The sequence below is a fragment of the Phenylobacterium sp. genome, assembly GCF_031984885.1.
Classification (GTDB): domain Bacteria; phylum Pseudomonadota; class Alphaproteobacteria; order Caulobacterales; family Caulobacteraceae; genus Phenylobacterium.
The window spans coordinates 1-22,349 of record NZ_DAMABV010000002.1 but is presented as its reverse complement, the minus strand read 5'-3'; the positions used below and the strand labels follow the sequence as shown (position 1 = coordinate 22,349).

The 22,349-nt window shown below is 67.7% G+C and carries 20 protein-coding genes; 13 read left to right on the top strand and 7 right to left on the bottom strand.

Going from position 1 to position 22,349, the window contains the following annotated elements:
* Positions 1-11 precede the first annotated feature (11 nt).
* From RTL41_RS03545 to arsH, 6 genes are all read right to left on the bottom strand, one after another.
* Positions 12-290 (bottom strand): HU family DNA-binding protein, encoded by a 279-nt coding sequence (locus RTL41_RS03545; RefSeq protein WP_312161402.1) that lies wholly within the window; start codon positions 288-290, stop codon positions 12-14.
* A gap of 330 nt (positions 291-620) precedes the next feature.
* The gene (locus RTL41_RS03540; protein WP_312161399.1) at positions 621-1,139 is read right to left on the bottom strand and encodes an MAPEG family protein; all 519 of its coding nucleotides are present in this window, start codon (positions 1,137-1,139) and stop codon (positions 621-623) included.
* Positions 1,140-1,189: 50 nt separating this feature from the next.
* The gene (locus RTL41_RS03535; RefSeq protein ID WP_183776785.1) at positions 1,190-3,460 is read right to left on the bottom strand and encodes a methyltransferase domain-containing protein; all 2,271 of its coding nucleotides are present in this window, start codon (positions 3,458-3,460) and stop codon (positions 1,190-1,192) included.
* 8 nt (positions 3,461-3,468) lie between these two features.
* Positions 3,469-4,338 (bottom strand): cation transporter, encoded by an 870-nt coding sequence (locus RTL41_RS03530; RefSeq protein WP_183776781.1) that lies wholly within the window; start codon positions 4,336-4,338, stop codon positions 3,469-3,471.
* Positions 4,339-4,570: 232 nt separating this feature from the next.
* A complete protein-coding gene (locus tag RTL41_RS03525) occupies positions 4,571-5,836 on the bottom strand; it encodes a hypothetical protein (protein ID WP_183776776.1) in 1,266 nt (421 codons plus the stop codon).
* Positions 5,836-6,570 (bottom strand): arsenical resistance protein ArsH, encoded by a 735-nt coding sequence (arsH, locus tag RTL41_RS03520; RefSeq protein ID WP_183776772.1) that lies wholly within the window; start codon positions 6,568-6,570, stop codon positions 5,836-5,838. Before arsH ends, RTL41_RS03525 begins: the two co-directional genes overlap by 1 nt.
* A gap of 73 nt (positions 6,571-6,643) precedes the next feature.
* Here arsH and RTL41_RS03515 point away from each other — a divergent pair, with 73 nt between their 5' ends.
* From RTL41_RS03515 to RTL41_RS03465, 11 genes are all read left to right on the top strand, one after another.
* A complete protein-coding gene (locus tag RTL41_RS03515; protein ID WP_183776765.1) occupies positions 6,644-7,003 on the top strand; it encodes a helix-turn-helix transcriptional regulator in 360 nt (119 codons plus the stop codon).
* Between the two features lie 10 nt (positions 7,004-7,013).
* Positions 7,014-7,553, top strand: a complete 540-nt coding sequence (locus RTL41_RS03510) for an arsenate reductase ArsC (RefSeq protein ID WP_183776763.1) — start codon at positions 7,014-7,016, stop codon at positions 7,551-7,553.
* Positions 7,554-7,608: 55 nt separating this feature from the next.
* Entirely contained in the window at positions 7,609-8,694 is a 1,086-nt protein-coding gene (gene arsB, locus RTL41_RS03505; protein WP_183776761.1) for an ACR3 family arsenite efflux transporter, read from the top strand.
* Positions 8,691-9,104: an arsenate reductase (glutaredoxin) gene (gene arsC / locus RTL41_RS03500; protein ID WP_183776759.1), complete on the top strand. Its 414-nt coding sequence runs from the start codon at positions 8,691-8,693 to the stop codon at positions 9,102-9,104. Before arsB ends, arsC begins: the two co-directional genes overlap by 4 nt.
* Before the next feature lie 548 nt (positions 9,105-9,652).
* Entirely contained in the window at positions 9,653-9,853 is a 201-nt protein-coding gene (locus tag RTL41_RS03495; RefSeq protein WP_183776751.1) for a hypothetical protein, read from the top strand.
* Positions 9,854-9,993: 140 nt separating this feature from the next.
* Positions 9,994-10,386, top strand: coding sequence for a hypothetical protein (locus RTL41_RS03490; protein WP_183776749.1), 393 nt, complete (start codon positions 9,994-9,996; stop codon positions 10,384-10,386).
* Positions 10,387-10,503: 117 nt separating this feature from the next.
* The gene (locus tag RTL41_RS03485; RefSeq protein ID WP_183776747.1) at positions 10,504-10,794 is read left to right on the top strand and encodes a hypothetical protein; all 291 of its coding nucleotides are present in this window, start codon (positions 10,504-10,506) and stop codon (positions 10,792-10,794) included.
* 116 nt (positions 10,795-10,910) lie between these two features.
* Positions 10,911-12,137 carry a TolC family protein gene (locus RTL41_RS03480; RefSeq protein ID WP_312161392.1) on the top strand — a complete coding sequence of 409 codons (1,227 nt, stop codon included), beginning with the start codon at positions 10,911-10,913 and terminating at the stop codon, positions 12,135-12,137.
* Positions 12,134-13,609 carry an efflux RND transporter periplasmic adaptor subunit gene (locus RTL41_RS03475; RefSeq protein WP_183776745.1) on the top strand — a complete coding sequence of 492 codons (1,476 nt, stop codon included), beginning with the start codon at positions 12,134-12,136 and terminating at the stop codon, positions 13,607-13,609. Before RTL41_RS03480 ends, RTL41_RS03475 begins: the two co-directional genes overlap by 4 nt.
* The gene (locus tag RTL41_RS03470; protein ID WP_183776744.1) at positions 13,606-16,764 is read left to right on the top strand and encodes an efflux RND transporter permease subunit; all 3,159 of its coding nucleotides are present in this window, start codon (positions 13,606-13,608) and stop codon (positions 16,762-16,764) included. The genes RTL41_RS03475 and RTL41_RS03470 overlap by 4 nt, the downstream gene beginning before the upstream one ends.
* A complete protein-coding gene (locus RTL41_RS03465) occupies positions 16,761-17,147 on the top strand; it encodes a copper-binding protein (RefSeq protein WP_183776743.1) in 387 nt (128 codons plus the stop codon). The genes RTL41_RS03470 and RTL41_RS03465 overlap by 4 nt, the downstream gene beginning before the upstream one ends.
* A gap of 147 nt (positions 17,148-17,294) precedes the next feature.
* On the opposite strand, the gene RTL41_RS03460 is transcribed toward RTL41_RS03465, so the two are convergent.
* Positions 17,295-19,223 (bottom strand): cytochrome c/FTR1 family iron permease, encoded by a 1,929-nt coding sequence (locus RTL41_RS03460; RefSeq protein ID WP_183776742.1) that lies wholly within the window; start codon positions 19,221-19,223, stop codon positions 17,295-17,297.
* 198 nt (positions 19,224-19,421) lie between these two features.
* On the opposite strand from RTL41_RS03460, the gene RTL41_RS03455 reads away from it, so the two are divergent.
* On the top strand, positions 19,422-21,545 hold the full coding sequence (locus tag RTL41_RS03455; RefSeq protein WP_312161387.1) for a heavy metal translocating P-type ATPase: 2,124 nt from the start codon (positions 19,422-19,424) through the stop codon (positions 21,543-21,545).
* Positions 21,546-22,298, top strand: coding sequence for an AraC family transcriptional regulator (locus RTL41_RS03450; protein ID WP_183776741.1), 753 nt, complete (start codon positions 21,546-21,548; stop codon positions 22,296-22,298). It abuts the gene before it with no gap.
* Positions 22,299-22,349 lie beyond the last annotated feature (51 nt).

Genomic DNA, 22,349 nt, shown 5'->3' with positions numbered 1-22,349 from the left:
GAACCTCGGGTCTAGCCGGCGACGGCGTCCTTGAGCGCCTTGCCGGGCTGGAAGACCACCTTGCGGGTCGCGGCGATCTCGATGGTCGCGCCCGTGCTCGGGTTGCGACCCGTGCGGGCCGGCTTGTCCTGCACCTTGAACTTGCCAAAGCCGGGCACCGACACTTCTTCGCCGCGCACGGCGGCGGCTTCGATCGTCTTGAAGACGGCGTCGACGATCTGCTTGGCCTGGGCCTTGGTGATCTTGCCATCCAGTTGCGCGACGGCGTCGGCGAGTTCGGTCGTATTCATCTGATGGGTTCCACGATTGAGAGTGTGCGCTTACGCGATGCCCGCAGATGGCCCCGATTCCCCGCCGCGCGCACGCGCTGGTCACTGATGGAAAAGACAGGTGGTGCGGGCGGTCGGGCTCGAACCGACACTCCTTTCGGAACCGGATTTTGAGTCCCCTCCGATTCCACCAATCTTTTGATTCTAATATATTTTATTTCCGCGTCAAGCGAGCTGTGTAACCGACTGTGTAACTCGTGCGGTACGGCGACATATGCGGCGGGGTCCAGCCGCTTCGATGCGGCAGCACTGTCACGGCTTCACCACCTGTGGCGGCGGATGGAGTCGAGCTCAGCCCAAGGCCGCCACCTCGGACGCAACGTCGATCGCCGCCCAGCCAATGGCGCCGAGGCCGGGGAGCACCGTCATGGCGATGCCGAAGGCGCGACCGCCCGCGCCATGCGGATAGCCGCGCAGGAAAGTCACCCGCCCGAGGCTGAAGAGCACGACGGTCGCAATAACGTAGGCTAGCGCCGCTTCGCCGCCGACCGTAGCGAGTGCGAGGATTGCGACGACCGTGATGAACGCCTGTTCGAGGGTGTTCTGGAGGAAGGCTCTTGGCACCGCTAGGCGAGGACTTGGCCGGCTGTAGGCGGAACCTGCATTGTCCTCCGCGGACTCAAACCGCACCTTGGCGACCATCCGCACGCCCAGCACGACCCAAAGCACGACTACGAGTCCGGCCCTGAGTGCGAAGGCCAGTCGCTCCACCAGGGGCTCGGGAAAGGTGAAGATCCTGGGCAGGCCCAGGCTAGCGATCACGAGGATCGGGGCGCAGACGGCTAAGGCCAGGAGCGACTGCTGAAGCACGGCTCGCTGCTCCTTCGGAAGGTCGACGTGCGGCGACACAAGGGGCTGTCTCACCTCGATGGCCTCCTAGGACGGGCCCAGAGCCGATAGGTGTCCCCGAAGGTCTCGGGATACTGCAGCTCGTACCGATGCAGACGCTCGAAATCGCGCAGGGCGGCCGTTCGCTGGTTCTCCGCAAGGTAACGCGCCTGATCGGCCGCATGGCCGAACTGCACGCCGAGGAACTCGAGCCCGGCACCGCCCAGCAATTCGCCGACCTGCAGCAGGGTGAAGCGATGCTCGTTCACGTGGAACAGTAGGTCCCGACAGTCCGAGAGCGTCCAGAAGTCGGAGGCCGGGCTCATCACGCCCTCCAGCTCCGGCGGCTCGCCGTCGAGCATCAGGTCCCGCCGCAACGCCCGTATGCCTTCGGCGTCATCCCGATAGCCGGACCGCGCGATGTGCGCTCGCGCCGCCACCACCGCTTGCCTGCCGATCTCGCTGTAGAGACCAACGAGAAGGAATCCTTCGGGCTTGAGCAACTCGGCGACAACCTGCAGCGCCTTGGCCGGATCGGCCATGTGGTGCAGCACTCCGAAGCTGTCGATTAGGTCGAAGCGCTCGCTGAGCGCTGGCAGGTCGAGGATGTCGGCCTGCAGGTGCTGGACCTCGGTCAGCTCGTATTCCCGGGCCTTGCGCATGGCGTAGCCGAGGCTCGTCGCACTGAGGTCGACGGCAAGGATCGAGGCGCCGCGGTAGATGTTCGCCACGCGCAGGGTTTCGAGGCCCGTGCCGCAGCCGGCCACAAGCACGCGCGGCCGCTCAAGGTCAGGAACCTCGCAGGCCGGCAAGTCCGGGACAGCGCTCTGCACCGCCGAGCGGAAGGCCAGCGGCTCGTCAAGGCTGCCGCGGGTCCAGCGGGGATAGGGATTCTGCTCGTACTGCGCCCGGACCGCGAGCGAGACGGCGTCGGTTGGAGACTTGAGAATCGGAAGGGCGGCGCGCAGCGCCGCCTCCTCGGCCGGCTCGGCTAGCTGTTCGCGCAGCAGGTCGGCAAGCGCCGGCAGGGGCCTGGCCCGGAGACGCGCGGCTAAGGGCGTCGACGCCAGCGGCCGATAGGCGGCCACGATCGCGACCCGCGCCGCGTCTCCAGCGTCCAGTTCGCCGTGGTCGAGGGCGGCGATCTGGGCGTCCACCCGCCGTTGCTCCTCCGCTTCGGCGAAGTGGGCGTACTCGTTGAGGAACGCCTGCCGGGCGAGCGCAACCGCGAGGCCGAGCTCCCCTTCGAGCGCCTCGGGTTCTCGGTCTGCAAGCACCAGAAGATCCGCCCGCAGTTGCACAAGCAGCAACTCGATCCCGACGTCCGGGATCGGCGCTGAGGCCAGGAGGCCTCGGAACAGCGGATCCGCCACCAGCCGAGTGGCGGCCGCGGCCTCGCGCTCCAGCGTCTTCGCCAACATCCGCGGGGCAACGGCGATCGATCCGAGGAGCCGATCGATCTCCGGATCCTGACGCAGGACGGCGATGGCCGCGGTCGCCAGGTTGCGGGGATTGACGTCAGTGCGATCGAACAGCTGGAGAAGGAGCGCGCGAAAGACGGGCGTCGCCGGAGCCACGCGCGTGTGCCGCAGCGCCCGGGCCAACCGCCGCCAAGCCCCGTCGTCGTCGGGGGCTGCCTCCACGGCCTGCGCGAGCGCGTCGAGCCCCCCAACACCTTGCCCGAGCTGCAGAAGCGCAAGGCCGAGGTTCGTGAGCAGGGCGGCTCGCAATGGATGGCCGAGCGACGTTGCACTCAGGCCCGCAGCGAAGAGGTCGGCGGCGCCGGCCGGATCGCTGACGCCGAGGCGCAACAGGCCATACCCGCTCAGCGCCGCGGCCAAGGCCGGTGCGATTCGAAGCGCCTTCTTGTAGTGAGCCTCGGCCTCGCCGCTTCGGCCGAGCCGCCGAAGCGTGTCCCCGGCGGCGGCGAAGGCCTCGGCGAAATCCGGCTTCAGCCGGCCGGCGCGTACGAACGCCGCGGCGGCAGCCTCGTAAGCTTGCGCGCGCCGGTGGGCCTCCCCCAGGTTGTACTGAATGAACGGATTTTTCGGCTGCCCTGTCGCCGCCCGCTCGAACCACGTGATGGCCTCCCCGGCGCGCCCCGTGTTCAACGCGACCGTGCCGAGCACATTCATGGCCGACGGGTCCCGAGGCTGCACGGCCAGGACCCTCTCTGCATAGCCCCGGGCGTCCGTCCAGCGACCGGCGTTGGCGTGCGCCACGGCCTGATGCAGATCTTTGACCGCCCGCGCCGGCAATCCCAGCGGCGCCCTGGGAGACAATGGCGTTGGACCGCGTCTCATCCCCGCACTCATGCCGCCGCCAAGAGGCGCGCCTCGCGCAGGTCCGTCCGCGCATGGCGGACGATCGACCAGGAGGATTGAAGGAAGAGGCCCGCGATGATCACGGCCACGACGAGGTCGGGCCAGGCCGTGCCGGTCCAGGCGACGAGGCCCGCGGCGATGACTACGGCGAGGTTGCCGAGCGCGTCGTTGCGCGAGAACAGCCAGACCGCCTTCGCGTTAGCATCGCCGCTCCGGTGCGGCACGAGCAGGAGCGCGGCGATCACGTTGGCGACCAGGGCGATCACGCCGAAGACCCCCATGATCTCGGCCTCCGGACGGTTGAGCACCAGCACCCGATAGGCCGTGTTGAGCAGGACGCCGGCGCCCAGCAGCCCTAGGAATACGCCCTGCATGAGGGCGGAGCGCGCGCGCCAAACGAGCGACCAGCCGATGGCCAGGAGGCCCAAGAAGGTGATGGTCCCGTCGCCCATGAAGTCCAATGCGTCGGCCTTAAGCGCCTGCGAGCCTGCCACAAAACCGGCGGCCATCTGGACCAGGCCATAGCCAGCGTTGATCAAAACGACGAGCCAGAGCGCCCGCTTGTAGGCCGGCGTAACATGACTGAGGTCCGGCAAATCGTCGTCGTCCGTAACCGCTTCTCGCAGCCGGTCGAGCCGATAGCCGAGCGACTCCACCGCCTGCTCGACCGTCGGCGCGCGGAGCGCCGGGTTGTCAAGCTTCAGCGTCATCAGCGACGTGGCGATGGAGACGCGTGCTTCCTCTACGCCGGGCAGCTTGCCGACCGCCTTCTCGATCTTGGCGGCGCAGTCGCCACAGTCCATGCCGGTGATCCGGTAGCGAACCACGTCTAGGGCGCTAGCGTCGGTCTTCGTCATCGTGGGCGACCTTGTTTCCAAGCCGACCCTAATTGCTCTAGCTGCTAGAGGATCAACCAGAAAAATGCGCGCCGGACCCACTCGCCTCCCACCGCCAAGCGCACACGCTGCCGGGCTTCTTTAGCCCTCGATCTGCCGCGTCGCCCTTGCGTGTCACGAAGAGACCTAGGTCTCGCCGAACTCGCACGCGTGAATCATGAAAGCGCCTCCCTGCACGTTCAGGCGCTTCGAACTATGCGAGCGTGATCACCGGCGCAAATCCGCCTCCCGGCGTCCGGAAGTTGGTCGTCTGGCCCTGATAGAGACGCGCGGCGGCGAGCATCGTCTCGCCGGCATAGGTGTAGAGGCGGACGTCCATCTTTCGGGGCTGCGGGTCACCGTCGACCTGGACGTGGCGCTCGCTGGGCGGCGCAAAGTCCTGAGCGATGTAGCCGCCCCGGACGATCGTCTCCCAGACGCCGCGCGTCAGCTTGTCGCCGCGATAGACCGCCTTCCCGGCATGGCCGTTCGCCGGCTTGAAGAACAGCGATTTTCGCCCCCGCCAAAGCGCGTCGGCGTTCTCGGGCGTCACCAGGCGCGCATCAGGTAGGCGAGCCAACGCGCGGCGGAGGCCCGTTGGAACACCCAGCTCTTCCAACCGCTGTGGGTCCGACAGTATCGTCAGGTTGCGCTTGTCAGCCAGCAGGGCGTGATTGCGCGGGTTGGGAGTCACGACCACGTCGCCGGTCGAATAGGCCTGCCGAAGGACGGCGTGTTCGGGCCGGCAAAACGAGAAGTCGACCAGGCGATTGTAGACCATGTCGATGGCCACGCCGCCCAGGCGCAGGCGCCCGCCTTCTAAGCGCAGGTCTCGGGGATCCGCGATCAGCGCCTCCACGCCGTGGCGCTCAAAGAAGGCCTGGGCCAGCAGGAACTCGGGATAGAGATACTGCTCCTCCGGCCGCTCATCGATGATGGCGACAACGCGCGAATGCCCTGCCCTTCCCTGCAGTCGCCACTCGGCCTCGAACATGCGCCAGGCGGCGGCCTCGAAATCCTCCAACGGCGTCGCCGCCGGCACGAGCGCCCGCACCTGAGGGCAGCAGGCGACCTGGGCCTGCGCCAGCAAGGCGTTCAGGAAGGCGCCTCCGGCGTTTGTGTTGACCTCGATGAGCTTGGGCCCCTCAGGGGTCAGGTGGAAGTCGTAGCCCATGAAGGCGCCGCGCGGCCCAGGGTCAGCCTTCGCGATCTCTGGCGCCCAGCCCAGCACGAGGTCCTGGAAGGCAGGCAACTCTGCGACCGCCTCGATGGCCGCCACGACGGCTTGCATCGCCGCCAGGTCGGCGGCCGACAGGAACACCGGGGCCTCGGAGAAGAGGTGCGGACGTGCGGCCTTCAGCACGTCGAGCGGGACGACGCCGCCCCCTGCCCGGTCGACAATCGACCAGACGTGGTCCGGATCCACGTCGATACAGAAGCAATCTCGGTTGAGCTGCTCTTCCTGAGTGAGCGGCCGCACTAGCTGGCCTTCCGCTCATGAGCCATGGCGATGGCGCCCAGTTCGTCGCCGACCGTCACCCGCCCCTCGGCCTTCCGCTCGCTATAGCGGTCGACCAGATAGTCGGAGCGGCCTCGGGTCAGCAGAGTGAACTTCACCAGTTCCTCCATCACGTCGACCACCCGATCGTAGTAGGCCGACGGCTTCATGCGGCCGGCCTCGTCGAACTCCTGATAGGCTTTGGCCACCGAGGACTGGTTCGGAATGGTGATCATTCGCATCCAGCGTCCCAGCAGGCGCAGCGTGTTCACGGCGTTGAACGACTGTGAGCCGCCGCTGACTTGCATGACCGCCAGCGTGCGTCCTTGCGTCGGGCGAACGCTGCCGACCTCCAGAGGAATCCAGTCGATCTGGGCCTTCATGATCCCGGTGACCGCGCCGTGGCGTTCGGGACTGCACCACACCTGGCCTTCCGACCAGAGGGACAGTGCGCGCAGTTCCTGCACCTTGGGGTGATCGGGCGACTCCGCGTCCGGCAGAGGCAAGCCGGTGGGATCGAAGATCTTCGTCTCTGCGCCAAGGCGCTCAAGGATGCGAGCGGCCTCCTCGGTCAGGAAGCGGCTGTAGGACCGTTCGCGCAGCGAGCCGTAGAGCAGCAGGATGCGCGGCGGGTGCGAGGAGACCTTCGGCGGCTCCAGCTTGGCGAGCGTCGGGGCGTCAAGGAACTGCGGCTCAAGGGCCGGAAAATCGGTCATCGGGTACTCAATTTTGCGAAGCAGCTAGCGCGAGCGTCATTGAACGGTCGCATATTTCATGTATGTTGGAAATATGGAAATGAAAGCCGCCGTCACCAGCCTCGCCGCGCTCGCCCACGAAAACCGCCTCGCCGCCTTCCGCCTGTTGGTTCAAGCCGGCCCGTCTGGTTTGGCGGCCGGAGAGCTGGCTCGCAGGCTTGAGATTTTGCCGAACACGCTTTCGGCGAGCCTCACCGTCCTGAGCCATGCCGGCTTGGTCGGCTCGCGCCGCGAAGGCCGCTCGATCATCTACACCGCCCACTACGACGCCATGAGCGCGCTGCTGGCCTTCCTGATGGAAGACTGCTGCGCCGGATCGCCGGAGATCTGCGCGCCCTTGGCCGACATGCTCAGCCGCAGCGCCTGCTGCGCGGACGACCTCGTCAAAGCCTAGGGAACGCGCCATGCTCCACCCCGAGAAGAAGCTGCCCTTCAACGTCCTCTTCCTCTGCACCGGCAATTCGGCGCGATCGATCCTCGCGGAATCGATCATGAACCGGGTCGGGGCGGGCAAGTTCAAAGCCTACTCCGCCGGCTCCATGCCGGCCGGCAAGGTCAATCCCTACGCCATCACGCTGCTGCAGAAGCTCAACTACCCGACCGACCAGTTGCGCTCGAAGCCCTGGGACGAGTTCGCCGCGCTCAACAACCCCGAGGCCCCCGAACTCGATTTCGTATTCACCGTCTGCGACAACGCCGCTGGCGAGGTCTGCCCGATCTGGCCGGGTCAGCCGATGAGCGCCCATTGGGGTCTGCCTGACCCCGCAGCGGTCGAGGGTAGCGAGGCCGAGAAGACCCTCGCCTTCGCCGACGCCTACCGGATGCTGAACAATCGCATCAGCATCTTCGTGAACCTGCCGATCACCTCGCTCGACAGCCTCTCGCTGCAGAAGCGCCTGGACGACATCGGCAAGACCCAGGGCGAGCCCGCCGGGACCGAATGACTTTGAGAGGATGACTGTGTCGCGTGAACAGACGGCGCCCGAAGCGCCGAAAGCCATGTCGCTTTTTGAGCGCTACCTGACCCTCTGGGTAGCGCTCTGCATCGTGCTCGGCATTGGTTTGGGCCACTTCTTTCAGCCTGCCTTCCAGCTGATTGGCTCGGCCGAGGTCGCCAAGGTCAATCTGCCGGTCGCCGTCCTGATCTGGCTGATGATCATTCCGATGCTGATGAAGGTCGACTTCGGCGCGATGCGCCAGGTCGGCCGCCATTGGCGCGGGATCGGGGTGACCCTGTTCATCAACTGGGCGGTGAAGCCGTTTTCGATGGCAGCCCTGGGCGCCTTCTTCATCGGCTATCTGTTCCGCCCCTACCTGCCGGCCGGCGAGATCAACAGTTACATCGCCGGGCTGATCCTACTCGCGGCTGCGCCTTGCACCGCGATGGTGTTCGTCTGGAGCAACCTGACGCGCGGCGAGCCGAACTTCACGCTCAGCCAGGTCGCGGTGAACGACGCCATCATGATCGTGGCTTTTGCTCCGATCGTCGGTCTGCTGCTGGGCATTTCCGCGATCACCGTGCCCTGGGAGACCCTGATGCTCTCCGTCGGGCTCTACATCGTCATTCCGGTGATCATCGCCCAGGTCGCCCGCAAGGCCCTGATGACCCGCGGCGAAGCTGCGCTGCAAGGCGCGCTCGCCACGCTCGGCCCGGTCTCGATCATCGCGCTCCTGGCGACGCTGGTCCTGCTGTTCGGCTTCCAGGGCCAGCAGATCATCGCCCAGCCGGCGATCATCGCCATGCTGGCCGTTCCGATCCTGATCCAGGTCTACTTCAACTCCGGGCTGGCCTATCTGCTTAACCGCGCTAGCGGTGAAGCCCACTGCGTCGCCGGGCCGTCGGCCCTGATCGGGGCCAGCAACTTCTTCGAGCTGGCGGTCGCCGCCGCCATCAGCCTGTTCGGCTTCACGTCGGGCGCGGCTTTGGCGACCGTCGTCGGCGTTCTGATCGAAGTCCCGGTCATGCTCTCGGTCGTCGCGATCGTGAACGCCAGCAAGGGTTGGTACGAGCGTGGCGGCGCCGTGCGCCGGGTGGCCGCCCGCGAACAGACCCCAACTCCGAAAGCCTCGCCGGTGAAGTCATGAGCTCATCCGAATTTCCGATCGCCATCTTCCACAATCCGGCCTGCGGCACCTCCCGCAACGCCCTGGCGATGATCCAGGCGGCCGGCTACGAGCCGGCCGTCGTCGAGTACCTCGAGGCCGGCTGGACCCGCGAACAGCTTGTCCATCTTCTGAGCGAGATGCACGCCGCACCGCGCGACATCCTGCGCGAGAAAGGCACGCCGGCCGCCGAACTTGGCCTCCTAGATCCCGATGTCAGCGACGATGCGCTGCTCGCGGCAATGGTCGAACACCCGATCCTGGTGAACCGGCCGATCGTCGTGACGCCGAAGGGCGTCAGGTTGTGCCGGCCTTCGGAAGCGGTTCTCGACCTGCTCGACCGCGCACCGGAGACTTTCACGAAAGAAGACGGCGAGGTCGTCCGCCTCTAAGTCGCGCGGAAGCTCCGCCCGCCAGTGACACTTCAGCCAATCGGGCGGATAATGTCCGTATGGCGCGACTTCTAATCGCCATCCTCGCCATTCTGGCCCTGGTGGCCAGCCCGATCACCGCCTCGGCGGCGACCATTGAGTGCGGCGTGGAGGCATCAAGGCCAAACGCCATGGCGTCCATGGATGAGCCTCCCGGCGAACAGCCGAGCGCCCCGATCACTCCCTGCTGCGACAAGGCGCTGAAGAACTGCGCCGCAACGTGCGCAAGCATCTGTGCCGGCGCGGTCGCAGTGCTGTCGGCGACGCCGAGTGGGGCGGCCCTAGCCGCTCAAGTGGCGCCTGAGCCTGGAAACGGTCCCGCCGTGCATCCCCATAGGCCTCCCGGCCCAGATCGGCCCCCGAAACTGTTGGCCTGAGGCCGACGACGAAATCGTCGGTTCCACCGCGCCTGCGCCGGCCGCTCGCGAGCGAGATCCGGCCCCAGCCCAGGCGCCGTCTCGCCGGGACGGCTCACCGCCCGGCGGATCCATCAATCTTGGGGAAGACCCATGACCATTCGCTTCACCATCACCGCCTTGGCGCTCAGCCTGCCGCTGGCGACCGGGGCCTGCGCCGTGTCCGGACAGTACGCCTATCGCACCGCGCCGCCATCCTCGAACCCACACGACTACTTCCGCACGGTGACCCGTGAACCGCTCGCGGCCGAAGGCGAAAAGGCCGACGCCGTCGCGGTCGAGCGGCCTCGCTGACGCACCTAGTCTGCGTCGATTCCGAGGGATCGGCGCAGGCGCCGCGTATTGCTCAATGACGGCCCGGTTGATCGTCCAGGCCGTCGCCGCCGAACTGTGACCTTGCGCAAACCGAAGCTCGGGCATACCCCTATCGCCTCATGTGGAACCTGATCCGCATCGTCGTCGCAGCGCTCGCCCTGGTCGGCTTCGTCGGCCAGACGACGGCGCGTGCTATGCCAATGATGGCGATGGTCGAGGCGGCTGCACCGGCTGACCACGTTGCAATGGCTGGGATGGACTGCGCCGATATGCCTGGCATGTCGCAAATGGCCGATGCGCCCAGGCCGGTCTCCAAGCCGACACCATGTAAGGGCGTCACGCTCGATTGCATTGGTAAGATGGGCTGCGCCACGGTGCCGCCGCCAGTTCCGGCGATTGCGAGCATCCCGCATACGTTCACCTACGAGGGCGTGCACTTCGCGCTCTCCGACCTAACGCGCGAGGGCGTGCTCGCCCCCTTGCTCTTCCATCCTCCTAGACCGCTGGCCTGACGCGCTGGCGTCAGCGTCTGCAGGAGCTCTCAACGAGCGACCGCGGACGCGCGCATGACGCCGCTCAATCAGATCAGCCCGTCCGTCGGACGGGCGCCATCGGCATGGAGAAGGATCATGACCTTCCGAACACTCACTGCGATCAGCGCTGCGGCGCTGACGCTCGGCCTGTCAGCCGCGGCCCATGCGGCCGCCGCTGAGCCGCAGGGCGACTACCGCCTGCGGGTCGCCCCGCCGTCCTCGAACCCGCACGACTACTTCCGCACAGTCGAAAAGGTCCCAGGCTCGCCCGCTGCGGGTGACCAGGCACGGGCGGCGGATTGCGACTGCCCGATGATGAAGAGCGACGCGGCCATGCGCGACATGTGCATGAGCATGGGCCGCCACAGCCCGCAGCCGAAGGGCTAGCCGACTGCCAATCCCCGCGCCGTCTATCCCCTGGCGCGGGGATGCAGGGGCGCCGGCGGTGATCAACCGTCGGCGCTACCGGCCCTCGTTTCATCATGATCACGACCGGAACTCCGATGCGTCTTGTCTTGACCCTGGCCTGCGCGGCGTTAGGCGGCGCGGCCCAGGCTGCGCCACTAACCTTCGATGCCGCGCTCAGGCTCGCCGACACCTCAGCGCCAAGCCTCTTGAGCAAGGACGCCGATGTCGCCGCGGCGCGCTCCGCAGCCGTATCCGCTGGCCGCCTACCCGACCCGAAGCTCGCCGTGGGTCTCGGCAACTTCCCGATCTCAGGACCTCCAGCGGGGACCTTCGACCGCGACAGCATGACCATGGCCACGGTCGGTGTGAGCCAGGACATGCCCAGCTCCGCCAAACGCCGCGCGGACCGTGAACGCGCCACCGCAGACATAGAGGCAGCCGAGGCCGGCGCACGGGTCGAGGCGCGGGCGGTCCGTCTTGCGGCCTCCCTGGCCTGGATCGACCTCTTCTACGCCAGGAAGCGGCTCGCGGCGTTGGATGAGGTGGAGCGCGCCCTCACGCCCCTGCGCGCCAGCGCGCCGTCGCAACTGGCGTCCGGATCGACGCGGCCCGCCCAAGCCCTCGAGCCAGACCAACTCAGCGCCGCCCTCGACGATCGGCGCGCCGAACTGGTCGCCGCGGTTGGCAGGGCCCGGGCTGAACTCGTTCGTTGGACTGGCGAGGCCGATGCTGATGTGGCTGGCCCCCCGCCGAACTTCCAAGTCGATCCGGCCAATTTGCGCGCCGGCCTCGAGAGGCTGCCCGCGCTCCGGGCCTATGACGCCGCCGGCCGCCAAGCCGACGCCGATGTCTCGGCCGCAAAGGCGGAGAAGCGGCCGGATTGGAGCTGGGATCTCACCTACCAGCACCGCGACCCGATGTATGGCGACATGGTCTCGCTTGGTGCGTCGGTCAGCCTGCCGCTGTTCGCCGCCAAACGACAGGACCCGATGGTCGCCGCTCGCGCCTCCAGCGCCACCCGCGTCCGCTACGAACGGGAGGCGGCGCGCCGGGCGCTGGCCGCAGCGCTGGAGGCCGACCTCGCCGACCACGCCATGCATCACGACCGTCTCATGCGCGGCCGCACGACCCTGGAGCCGCTGGCCGCCCGCCGCGCCGACCTGGAGACGGCGAGCTATGCCGCCGGCACGGCGGGGCTGTCGGACGTACTGGGCGCGCTGGTCGCCCTCGCCGAAGCCAAGATCGACATTCTCGACCGCGAGGCCGCCGTCCAGCGCGACGCGGTCCGCATCGTCCAGACCTACGGAAGCGACGCCCAATGATCGCCCTCTCCCGCACTCAGCTCGCCGCCGCCGCGGCCGTGGTCGCCCTCGCCGCCGGCGGGCTCGGTTATGGCTTGGCTCACTTGCAGAGGCTCCCAGCCCCATCGGCCGGCACGCCCGGATCGGAGGGGCGCAAGATCCTCTACTGGTACGATCCGATGGTCCCAATGGAGCGCTATCCGGGGCCCGGCAAGTCGTCCATGAATATGGACCTGATCCCCAAGTACGCCGACGAGACCGAAGCGGGCGGCGGCGTGCGGATCGACCCAGCGGCGGCGCAGAACCTCGGCGTGAGGTTGGCCCGGGTCGAGCGCAGCGCGTTCGCCCAGAGCGTCGAGGCGACAGGCGTCCTCGACTTCAACCAGCGCAGCGTCGCCATCGTCCAGGCCAGGGCCGACGGTTTTGTGCAACGGGTCCATGCCCGCGCGCCTGGCGATGTCATCGCCGCCGGAGCGCCGATCGCCGACCTGCTCGTGCCGTCCTGGAGCGGCGCCCAGGCCGAGTACCTCGCGGTGCGAAAGTCTGGCGACGCGAGGCTGGAGGCTGCCGCCCGCCAGCGACTGGCGCTGCTGGGTATGCCGGATCCGCTGATCGACCAGGTCGCTCGCACCGGTCGCCCCCGCAACGTCATCACGGTCAGCGCCCCGATCGGCGGCGCACTCCAGACCCTGGACGTGCGCCAAGGCATGACCGTCAGCGCGGGGCAGACCCTTGCGCAGGTGTCGGGCCTCTCAAGCGTCTGGCTCAACGCGGCGGTCCCGGAGGCCCAGACCAATCAGATCAAGATCGGCCAGGCCGTCACGGCAACTCTCGCTGCATTCCCCGGCGAGACCTTTAGCGGCCGGATCGCAGCCATCCTGCCGGCCGCCCAGGCGGAGAGCCGGACGCTCACCGTTCGGGCGGAGCTGCCTAATCCTAGCGGACGACTGCGGCCTGGGATGTTCGCCACGGTCCATCTCGGCGGCGAGGCGCAGACGGCCTTGTCCGTGCCGTCCGAGGCGGTGATCCGCACTGGCAAGCGCAGCCTCGTCATGGTGGCCGGCGAGCAAGGCCGGTACGCGCCGGTGGAGGTTCGGGTCGGCCGCGAGAGCGGCGAGCGCACCGAAATCCTGGCCGGCCTCAGCGAAGGCCAGCAGGTCGTTGCTTCCGGCCAATTCCTGATCGATTCCGAAGCGAGCCTCGCCGGGCTGCAGGCGCGGCCGCTCGCGACCGGTGCGGGTACGCCGACCACGGCGCCGGGCGCGCTCCATGAGACGCGGGGTCGGATCGAGGCTCTGTCGGCCGAATCCATCACCCTCAGTCATGAGCCCGTGCCCGCGGTTGGCTGGCCCGCCATGACCATGACCTTCAAGCTGGAGCCGGCCGCCCTGGCCAAGGGCCTGAAGGTCGGCGACCAGGTGGCGTTCGGCTTCGAGCAGCGGCCGGATGGAGCCGTCGTGCGTCGTATCGCCCGGATGGGGGCGGCGCGATGATCGCCGCCCTGATCCGCTGGTCGGTCCGCAATCGTTTCTTCGTTCTGCTCGCCGCCGTGGCGCTTATCGCGGCCGGCGCGCTCGCGGCGCGCACGACACCAGTCGACGCCCTGCCCGACCTATCCGACGTGCAGGTGATCATCCGCACCCCCTATCCCGGCCAGGCGCCGCAGATCGTCGAGAACCAAGTCACCTATCCGCTGACCACTACGATGCTCTCGGTACCGGGCGCCAGGACCGTCCGCGGCTACTCGTTCTTCGGCGACAGCTTCGTCTATGTGATCTTCGAGGACGGGACCGACCTCTACTGGGCCCGCTCGCGGGTGCTGGAGTACCTGAACCAGGTCCAGGCCCGCTTGCCGGAAGCGGCCAAGCCGGCGCTGGGGCCGGACGCCACCGGGGTCGGCTGGGTCTACGAATACGCCCTGGTCGACCGCACCGGCCGCCATGACCTGTCGGAGTTGCGGTCCCTGCAGGACTGGTTCCTGCGCTATGAGCTGAAGAGCCTGCCGGGCGTGGCGGAGGTCGCCAGCATCGGCGGCATGGTCAAGCAGTACCAGGTCGTGCTCGACCCGGTGAAGCTCGCCGCCTACGGCATCACCCACCGCCAGGCCGTAGAGGCGATACAGCGGGCCAACAGCGAGACCGGCGGCTCGGTGCTGGAGCTGGCCGAGGCCGAGTACATGGTCCGCGCCTCCGGCTATCTCACCAGCCTCGACGACTTCCGGGCCATTCCGCTGAAGACCGCCGCCGGGGGCGTGCCGGTGCGGCTGGGCGACGTGGCCATCGTCCAGCTCGGTCCGGAGATGCGCCGCGGCCTGGCCGAACTGAACGGCCAGGGCGAGGTCGCCGGCGGCGTGGTGATCCTGCGTTCGGGCAAGAACGCGCGGGAGACCATCGCCGCCGTGAAGGCCAAGTTCGCGGACCTGAAGAAGAGTCTGCCGCCCGGCGTCGAGGTTGTGACCACCTATGACCGATCCCAGCTCATCGACCGGGCGATCGCCAATCTGCGCGAGAAGCTGGTCGAGGAGTTCGTGGTCGTCGCCTTGGTCTGCGCAATCTTCCTTTGGCACGCGCGATCGGCGCTGGTGGCGATCCTGACCCTGCCGCTGGGCGTGCTGTTCGCGCTGATCGTCATGCGCGCCCAGGGCGTCAACGCCAACATCATGTCGCTGGGCGGCATCGCCATCGCCATCGGGGCTATGGTCGACGCCGCCGTGGTGATGATCGAGAACGCCCACAAGAAGATCGAGCGCTGGGAGGAGGAACACCCCGGCCAGCCGCTCGAGGGCGAAACCCGTTGGCGGGTCATCACCGACGCCGCGGCCGAGGTCGGCCCGGCCCTGTTCTTCAGCCTAGTGATCATCACCCTCTCGTTCGTGCCGGTCTTCACGCTCCAGGGGCAGGAAGGCCGCCTCTTCTCGCCGCTGGCCTTCACGAAGACCTACGCCATGGCTGGAGCAGCGATCCTGTCGGTGACCGTGGTCCCGGTGCTGATGGGCTACCTGATCCGCGGCCGCATCCCGCGCGAAAGCGACAACGCCCTGAACCGGTGGCTGACCGCCGCCTACAAGCCGGCCCTGGACTGGGTGATGGACCGTCCGCGGACCACCCTGATCATCGCTGCATTGGTCTTCGCCACCACGGCCTGGCCGCTCAGCCGGCTTGGCGGCGAGTTCATTCCGGCCATGGACGAGGGCGACCTGCTCTACATGCCCTCGGCCCTGCCCGGGCTCTCGGCGCAAAAGGCCGGCGAGCTGCTGCAGCAGACCGACCGGCTGATCAAGACCGTGCCGGAGGTGAAGACCGTATTCGGCAAGGCCGGCCGCGCCGAGAGCGCCACCGACCCCGCGCCGCTGGAGATGTTCGAGACCACCATCCAGTTCAAGCCGCGCAGCGAGTGGCGGCCCGGCATGACGCCCGACAAGCTGGTCGAAGAGCTGGACCGTGCGGTGAAGGTCCCGGGCCTGGCCAATGTCTGGGTTCCGCCGATCCGCAACCGCATCGACATGCTGGCGACCGGCATCAAGAGCCCGATCGGGGTGAAGGTCTCGGGCGCTAACCTCGCCGAGCTCGACCGCATCGCCCGCGAGGTGGAGACGACCGCCAAGAGTGTTCCCGGCGTCAGCTCGGCCCTGGCCGAACGGCTGACCGGCGGGCGCTATGTCGATGTCGACATCGACCGCGCCGCCGCGGCCCGCTTCGGGCTCAACATCGCCGACGTACAGGAGATCGTCGCCGGCGCCATCGGCGGCGAGACTGTCGGCCAGACCGTCGAGGGCCTAGCCCGCTATCCGATCAATGTCCGCTATCCGCGCGAGAGCCGCGACAGCCTGGAGGGGCTGCGCAACCTACCGGTCCTCACTCCGGCCGGGCAGCAGATCACGCTCGGGACGGTGGCAAGGATCGAAATCGCCGACGGACCGCCGATGCTCAAGACCGAGAACGGCCGGCTCTCGACCTGGGTCTATATCGATGTGCGAGACCGCGACCTGACCTCCGTCGTCGCCGACCTGCGGGACGCCGTCGCCAAGGACGTGAAGCTCTCGCCCGGCGTCTCAATCGCCTATTCGGGCCAGTTCGAATATCTGCAGCGGGCGGTCGAACGGCTGAAGCTTGTCGTGCCGGCGACGCTCCTGATCATCTTCGTCCTGCTCTATGTGATCTTCCGGCGCTTCGACGAGGCGGCCCTGATCATGGCGACCCTGCCCTTCGCGCTCACAGGCGGCATTTGGGCGCTCTATCTGCTCGGCTATCACCAGTCGGTGGCTACAGGCGTGGGCCTCATCGCGCTCGCCGGCGTCGCCGCCGAGTTCGGCGTCGTGATGCTGATCTATCTGAAGGATGCGCTGAAAGACCGGGGCGAGCATCCCTCCCCTGACCAGGTCAAAGCCGCCGTCCGCGAAGGGGCCCTGCTGCGGGTACGCCCCAAGGCCATGACCGTGGCGGTGATCCTCGCCGGCCTCGCCCCGATCTTGATCGGGCATGGCGCCGGCTCAGAGGTCATGAGCCGGATCGCCGCCCCGATGATCGGTGGCATGCTCACCGCCCCTTTGCTCTCCATGCTGGTCATCCCGGCCGGCTATCTGCTGCTCCGCCGCAGATCCTCGCACACGCCCTTCCCACCCGCTTCCAGACAAGGAGATATCCGATGAAGCGCACCACCCTGACTGTCATGGGCCTCGGCCTGACCCTCGCGCTGGCGGCCTGCGGCCAACCGGCCGAACAGAAGGCCGCGGAAGCTCCTGCTGCCCCCGCTCCGGCAATGCCGGCTGGAGACAATATGGCCAGCATGGCGTCCGATGCAGCAGCCGCCAAATCTGTGAAGGCGAAGGGCGTCGTCACAGCCGTCGACGTTGCGGCCGGCACGATCACGCTCGACCACGAGGAGATCCCTGAGGTGAGCTGGCCGGCAATGACCATGGGCTTCAAGGCCACGCCAGAACTGGCTCAGTCCGTGAAGGTCGGAGACAAGGTCGCCTTCGACCTGACCGTCAAGGATGGAGCCGGCGAGATCACCGCGATCCAGAAGCAGTAAGCTCAGCGTGGGCGACGAAAGTCGCCCACCACTCAGCCGCGCTGTGAGCACCAGCGTTCGCGCAACGCCCGGCGACCATTCTGGACGCACGGCCGCCCTACAACGCGACCGAAGCGAAATGGAGCAATCGCCCGTGTCCGGCCTCCCTTACGACGAGGCACGTACGGACGCGGTTCGGCTGTTTCGAATGAAACCGAACACCATCACCAGAAGTGTTGCAAATTGGGCGGCGACACCTTGCCAGGTCGGATAGAGGCCGAGGATCTCGATCCGCGGCAGTCCTGCGATAGGCCGAATTCCCAAAAGCCCGGCCTCCTGAAGCCCGGCCACGCCCTTGCCCGCGAGGATCACCGCGAGGATGGCGATGAGAATTGAGCTGAAGGCGAAGAACTGGGTGATGGGGAGCTTGCGGCTGTAGCGCAAGAGCGCCCAACCGACCACCGCCAGCACGACCGCGCCGGAGGCGGCGCCAGCCAGCATCGCCATATGTCCACCCTGGCTCCAGAGCGCGGCGTAGAAGAGGATGGTTTCGAAGACCTCCCGGTAAACGACCAGGAAGGCCAAGGCGAAAAGGAACCAGGCCGACTTTCGCGACAGGGCCTTGGAGAGCTTATCGCGGATGTAGCGTTGCCAGACATCAGCGCGGCTCTTGCCGTGCATCCAGATTCCGACCGAAACCAGCACTACAGCGGCGATGATCGAGCCGAAGCCCTCCATCAGCTCGCGGCTCGCGCCGCTGATCGAGATCAGATAGGTAGCGGCCGCCCAGGTCAGTACCCCGGCGCCCAGGGCCGCGCTCCAGCCGCCATGCACATAGGGCAGGACATCGGCCCGCCCAGCCTTGCGCAAAAAGGCGACCATCGCCACTACCACCAGCAGCGCTTCTAGGCCCTCGCGCAGCAAGATCGTGAAGGCGCCCAGGAATGCAGAGGCCTGACTGGCCTTCTCGGGCGCAAGGGCGCGCTCGGCGGCGTCCATGTAGGCGGCGAGCTGTTCGGCCTGGCCTTGCACCGCAGCCACGGGCTGACCGGCTGCTATCGCTGATCGATAGGCGCCCATACCGCTCTCTATCCGGCTCATCAGCGCCGGATCGCGCGCCTTGAGAAGCGGCTCGACCGGCTCGAAGCCGTCGAGATAGGCCGACAGCGCCAAGTCAGTCGCCCGTCGCGGGTCGCCCCCCGCATAGGCCGTGGCGCTCTCTGCAAGCCGCGCCCTCGCCAGATCAAGATTGGGGCCCTGTCCCGAGAGCGCCTTCGGCGTCTTACGAAGGTAGGCGGTGAGCGCCTGCGCCTTTTCGGGGCCGAAGTCGGCGGCCAGGGCCTGCGGCGTCGTCTGGGTCAGCGCCGCAAGGGTGCTGAACCGAGCGCGGACTTCCGCATCTTGGCGCCAGAGCCGCTCGCCAGCCTTGGTCTGAGCGTCTTCATAGGCGAGGCCTCCGACGTAGAACGCGAGCGCCCAGCGGTCCGATTCTGAGAGATGTGCGTAGCTGGCCATGGCCGTGCCGTCCAAGCCCTGCCCGATGACCTGATAGAGACCGAAGAGGCTCCGCTGCTGCGCTCGCGCCAAGTCGGTGAACGCGATCGGGGGCGGGTCGAGTCCTTCGGCGTTCGGCCCGTCGCCGGCGCCGTTGGCGCCGTGGCAGGCCGCGCACTGCTCGGCGTAGAGACGCGCGGCGCGGTTCAGGTCCGGAACCATGCGCGGAGCCAGAGGCGTTGGATAGGCGGCCAGCAGCGCGCTCGCCAAGTTGTGGGCGTCACGGCTCACTTGGGCCGGTGGAGCCTTGGCCAGAACCGCCGCCTCCAGCGCAGCGGCGTCACGTACGAGCTGCGGGCGAGCCGGAGTCGCCGGCAAGGTGGCAAGGCGCGCGCGGACCGCCCCGGCGAACTCCACCATCTCCGCATACTCGGCTGGGCTAATGACCTGCCCGTTGTCGACGGCGCCGGCGTAGTCGACCGCGACATAGTCCAGCAGTCGCCACGCGGTCTGCGCCGAACTGCTCTCCTGCGCCATGGCCGGCAACACGAGGAATGACAGGGCCGCAACGACAGCGGCGACGAAGTTGGACAGGATGCGCATGGAGAACCTGATGCTATCAATTCTCCTTATCAGGGCATTGCGCCGCTTGGCGAGCCACGACCTCAAGCCTGCCAGTGACGACGGCCGCTTGATCCTCTAGCGACTTGAGGATGTACCGTCGCGCGATCGTGTATCGGAGGAGAGGTCAATGATCACGGTTCGGCGAGAGGTAGCCTCCACCAGATCGGGAGGCGCATCGTGAGCACAGCTCTGACCCTGCGCGTCGACGGGATGGACTGTGGCGCCTGCGCGACGAAAATCGAGAACGCGCTCAAGCGAGTCCCGGGCGTCAGCGATATCGACGTGAACTACAGCCTGCAGCGGCTGACGCTCGCCTATGACGCCGATCGCACGTCGCCGATCGTCATTCGGGAACGCATTCGCGGACTGGGCTACACGCCGAGCGACGATGGCGGACCCATCTCCGAAGTTGGCGCGCCCAGCGACGAAATCTGGTGGCGATCGCGCAAGGCGCAATTGGCGCTGGCCTCGGGCCTGGCGTTGGCTGTTGCCTTCGTGATCGCGCGCTTGGCGCCGGAATGGACCACATGGGTCTACGCGATCGCGACCCTGGTGGGCCTAGTGCCCATCGCCCGACGCGCGATCGCCGGCGCGGTGTCCGGCACGCCGTTCAGCATTGAAACCCTGATGTCGGTGGCCGCCGCCGGCGCGATCGCCATCGGCGAGGCTGAGGAAGCGGCGGTCGTCGTCTTTCTCTTCACGGTCGGCGAACTGTTGGAGGGAGTGGCTGCGTCGAAGGCCCGAGCGGGTATTCGCGCTCTTGTCGATCTCGTCCCCCGCTCGGCCTTGCGCGAGCGCGACGGCGTCATTGAACAGGTCGCCGCCGCCGAGTTGGCGGTCGGGGATATCGTGGTGATCCGCCCCGGCGATCGCGCGCCGTCTGACGGCGAAGTGATCAGCGGGACCTCGGAGGTCAACCAAGCCCCCGTTACGGGGGAGTCCGTCCCGGTGACGAAGGAACCGGGAGCAGAAATCTATGCCGGGAGCATCAACGGCAACGGCCAACTGCGGGTCGCCATCACCAAGGCCGCCGCCGACAACACGATCGCGCGGATCATCCATCTGGTCGAGGAGGCCCAAGGCGCCCGCGCGCCGATGGCCCGTTTCATCGACCGCTTCAGCGCCTGGTACACGCCCGCCGCGATGGCGGTCGCCGCCCTGATCATCGTGCTGCCCCCCCTCCTCTTGGGCGCGGAATGGCATACGTGGATCTACCGTGGCCTGGCGGTTCTGCTCATCGCCTGTCCTTGTGCACTGGTTATCTCGACCCCAGCGGCGATTGCGTCCGGCCTCGCCGCGGGTGCGCGCAAGGGTCTGCTCGTGAAAGGCGGCGCGGCCCTGGAAACGCTCGGCAAGGTCGCCACGGTGGCCTTCGACAAGACCGGCACGTTGACCCTCGGCCGCCCCCAGGTCAGCGACATTGTCGCTTTCGAGGGCGAGCCAAGCGATTTGCTAGCTAAAGCCGCAGCCGTCGAGAAGGGGTCGAGCCATCCCCTTGGCTTAGCGATCATCGCCCGCGCCGAAGCCGATGGTCTGACGCTGCCTATCGCCTATGGCGTGACCGCCACACCGGGCAAAGCGGTCACCGGCCGCCTGAAGAGCGGTTTTGTTTCGGTCGGCTCGCCACGCTTCGCCGCCGAGCAGGCGCAGTTGAGCGCCGAGCAGGTCGCACGCCTGCAGGCGCTTGAGAGCGAAGGCAAGACCGTGGTTGTGGTGCTGGAATCCAAACGCGCGCTCGGCGCCCTGGCTCTGCGCGACGAACCCCGCCCCGACGCCGTCCAAGGACTGGCGCAACTGCGCGCGATGGGCCTGCGCACGGTGATGCTGACCGGCGACAATGCCCGCGCCGCTCGAGCGATCGGCGAGGCGCTGCAGATCGAGGCCGAAGCGGAGCTGCTGCCCGACGTCAAGCTATCGCGTATCCAGGACCTGCGTGCGCACGGTCCCATCGCCATGATCGGCGACGGCATCAATGACGCGCCGGCGCTCGCCGCGGCCTCGGTCGGCGTTTCCATGGGGGGCGGAACCGACGTCGCCTTGGAGACCGCCGACGCGGCCCTCCTCAACGACAAGGTGACTGGCGTCGCAGATCTGGTGCGCCTGTCGCGCGGCACGCTGCGTAACATTTGGCAGAATGTCGCCATCGCGCTCGGTCTTAAGGCGGTCTTCCTCGCAACGACCCTGATGGGAACCACGCCGCTCTGGATGGCGATCCTTGCCGACACGGGCGCAACCGCCCTCGTGACTGCCAACGCCCTGCGCCTGCTGCGCTTCGAACGCAGCCGCTCGTCAGACCTCTAGATGGGCGGCCTCTGGTCCGGCGCGTTCGAGGCGGGCGATCACTGGGCGATCTGGCGCGGAGCGGTCGGCGACAGCCGCCTCCACCGGCACCTGGCGGCGCAGGCAGTGGTCGCCCCGGCGCCCGTGACGGTGATCGACGCGGCCGGGCAGCGAGCGATCGGGCGTGTCATCCTCATCGATCCGCTGGTTCCGCATCGGCTGGAGCCGGCGGCCGAAGCCGAGATCGTGTTTATCGAACCGACCCTCGCCTCGCTGCCGCTGCAGTTCGCCCGGTCGTGGTCGGCCGCCGCCTCCCCCCCTCCGGTTATCGTCGCACGAGCCTTCGCTGGGCATGACGCATGGACCTGGGCGCGCGTTCTAGACACCCCGCTCCCACCGCGGCCGACCCTGACGCGACTTCAGCCGGCCCTGGCGGAAATCGACCGCCTGCTGCCCCTAGGCGCAGTCCCGCTTGAGGCGGCTGCAGCGAAGACGGGGCTGTCGGCGGAGCGCTTCCGACACCTCTTCGTGGACGCCATGGGCCTGCCGTTTCGGCGATATGTGCTTTGGCGGCGGATCGGCTGGGCTGCCCAGGCCCTCAAGGCGGGCGACGACGCGACCACGGCCGCGCACGGTGCGGGCTTCGCCGACGCAGCGCATTTTTCCCGAACCCTGCGGGCGATGTTCGGCATCGCGCCCAGCGCCTTGCGGCTACCCAGGCCGCCGGCCCGACGCAGCCGCTATGTTCATGCGGGTTCGTCAGGCGAGGCCTAGGCGATATCGACATTCAGGATTCTCACGATGTGAGATGTCTGATTCATAGGG

What these genes read in the sequence shown, in the direction of transcription:
- RTL41_RS03545 (WP_312161402.1), bottom strand. Translation starts at nt 290, where the DNA reads ATGAATACGACCGAACTCGCCGACGCCGTCGCGCAACTGGATGGCAAG.
- RTL41_RS03535 (WP_183776785.1), bottom strand. Translation starts at nt 3,460, where the DNA reads ATGAGACGCGGTCCAACGCCATTGTCTCCCAGGGCGCCGCTGGGATTG.
- RTL41_RS03530 (WP_183776781.1), bottom strand. Translation starts at nt 4,338, where the DNA reads ATGACGAAGACCGACGCTAGCGCCCTAGACGTGGTTCGCTACCGGATC.
- arsH (WP_183776772.1), bottom strand. Translation starts at nt 6,570, where the DNA reads ATGACCGATTTTCCGGCCCTTGAGCCGCAGTTCCTTGACGCCCCGACG.
- RTL41_RS03515 (WP_183776765.1), top strand. Translation starts at nt 6,644, where the DNA reads ATGGAAATGAAAGCCGCCGTCACCAGCCTCGCCGCGCTCGCCCACGAA.
- RTL41_RS03510 (WP_183776763.1), top strand. Translation starts at nt 7,014, where the DNA reads ATGCTCCACCCCGAGAAGAAGCTGCCCTTCAACGTCCTCTTCCTCTGC.
- arsB (WP_183776761.1), top strand. Translation starts at nt 7,609, where the DNA reads ATGTCGCTTTTTGAGCGCTACCTGACCCTCTGGGTAGCGCTCTGCATC.
- arsC (WP_183776759.1), top strand. Translation starts at nt 8,691, where the DNA reads ATGAGCTCATCCGAATTTCCGATCGCCATCTTCCACAATCCGGCCTGC.
- RTL41_RS03495 (WP_183776751.1), top strand. Translation starts at nt 9,653, where the DNA reads ATGACCATTCGCTTCACCATCACCGCCTTGGCGCTCAGCCTGCCGCTG.
- RTL41_RS03490 (WP_183776749.1), top strand. Translation starts at nt 9,994, where the DNA reads ATGTGGAACCTGATCCGCATCGTCGTCGCAGCGCTCGCCCTGGTCGGC.
- RTL41_RS03485 (WP_183776747.1), top strand. Translation starts at nt 10,504, where the DNA reads ATGACCTTCCGAACACTCACTGCGATCAGCGCTGCGGCGCTGACGCTC.
- RTL41_RS03480 (WP_312161392.1), top strand. Translation starts at nt 10,911, where the DNA reads ATGCGTCTTGTCTTGACCCTGGCCTGCGCGGCGTTAGGCGGCGCGGCC.
- RTL41_RS03475 (WP_183776745.1), top strand. Translation starts at nt 12,134, where the DNA reads ATGATCGCCCTCTCCCGCACTCAGCTCGCCGCCGCCGCGGCCGTGGTC.
- RTL41_RS03470 (WP_183776744.1), top strand. Translation starts at nt 13,606, where the DNA reads ATGATCGCCGCCCTGATCCGCTGGTCGGTCCGCAATCGTTTCTTCGTT.
- RTL41_RS03465 (WP_183776743.1), top strand. Translation starts at nt 16,761, where the DNA reads ATGAAGCGCACCACCCTGACTGTCATGGGCCTCGGCCTGACCCTCGCG.
- RTL41_RS03460 (WP_183776742.1), bottom strand. Translation starts at nt 19,223, where the DNA reads ATGCGCATCCTGTCCAACTTCGTCGCCGCTGTCGTTGCGGCCCTGTCA.
- RTL41_RS03450 (WP_183776741.1), top strand. Translation starts at nt 21,546, where the DNA reads ATGGGCGGCCTCTGGTCCGGCGCGTTCGAGGCGGGCGATCACTGGGCG.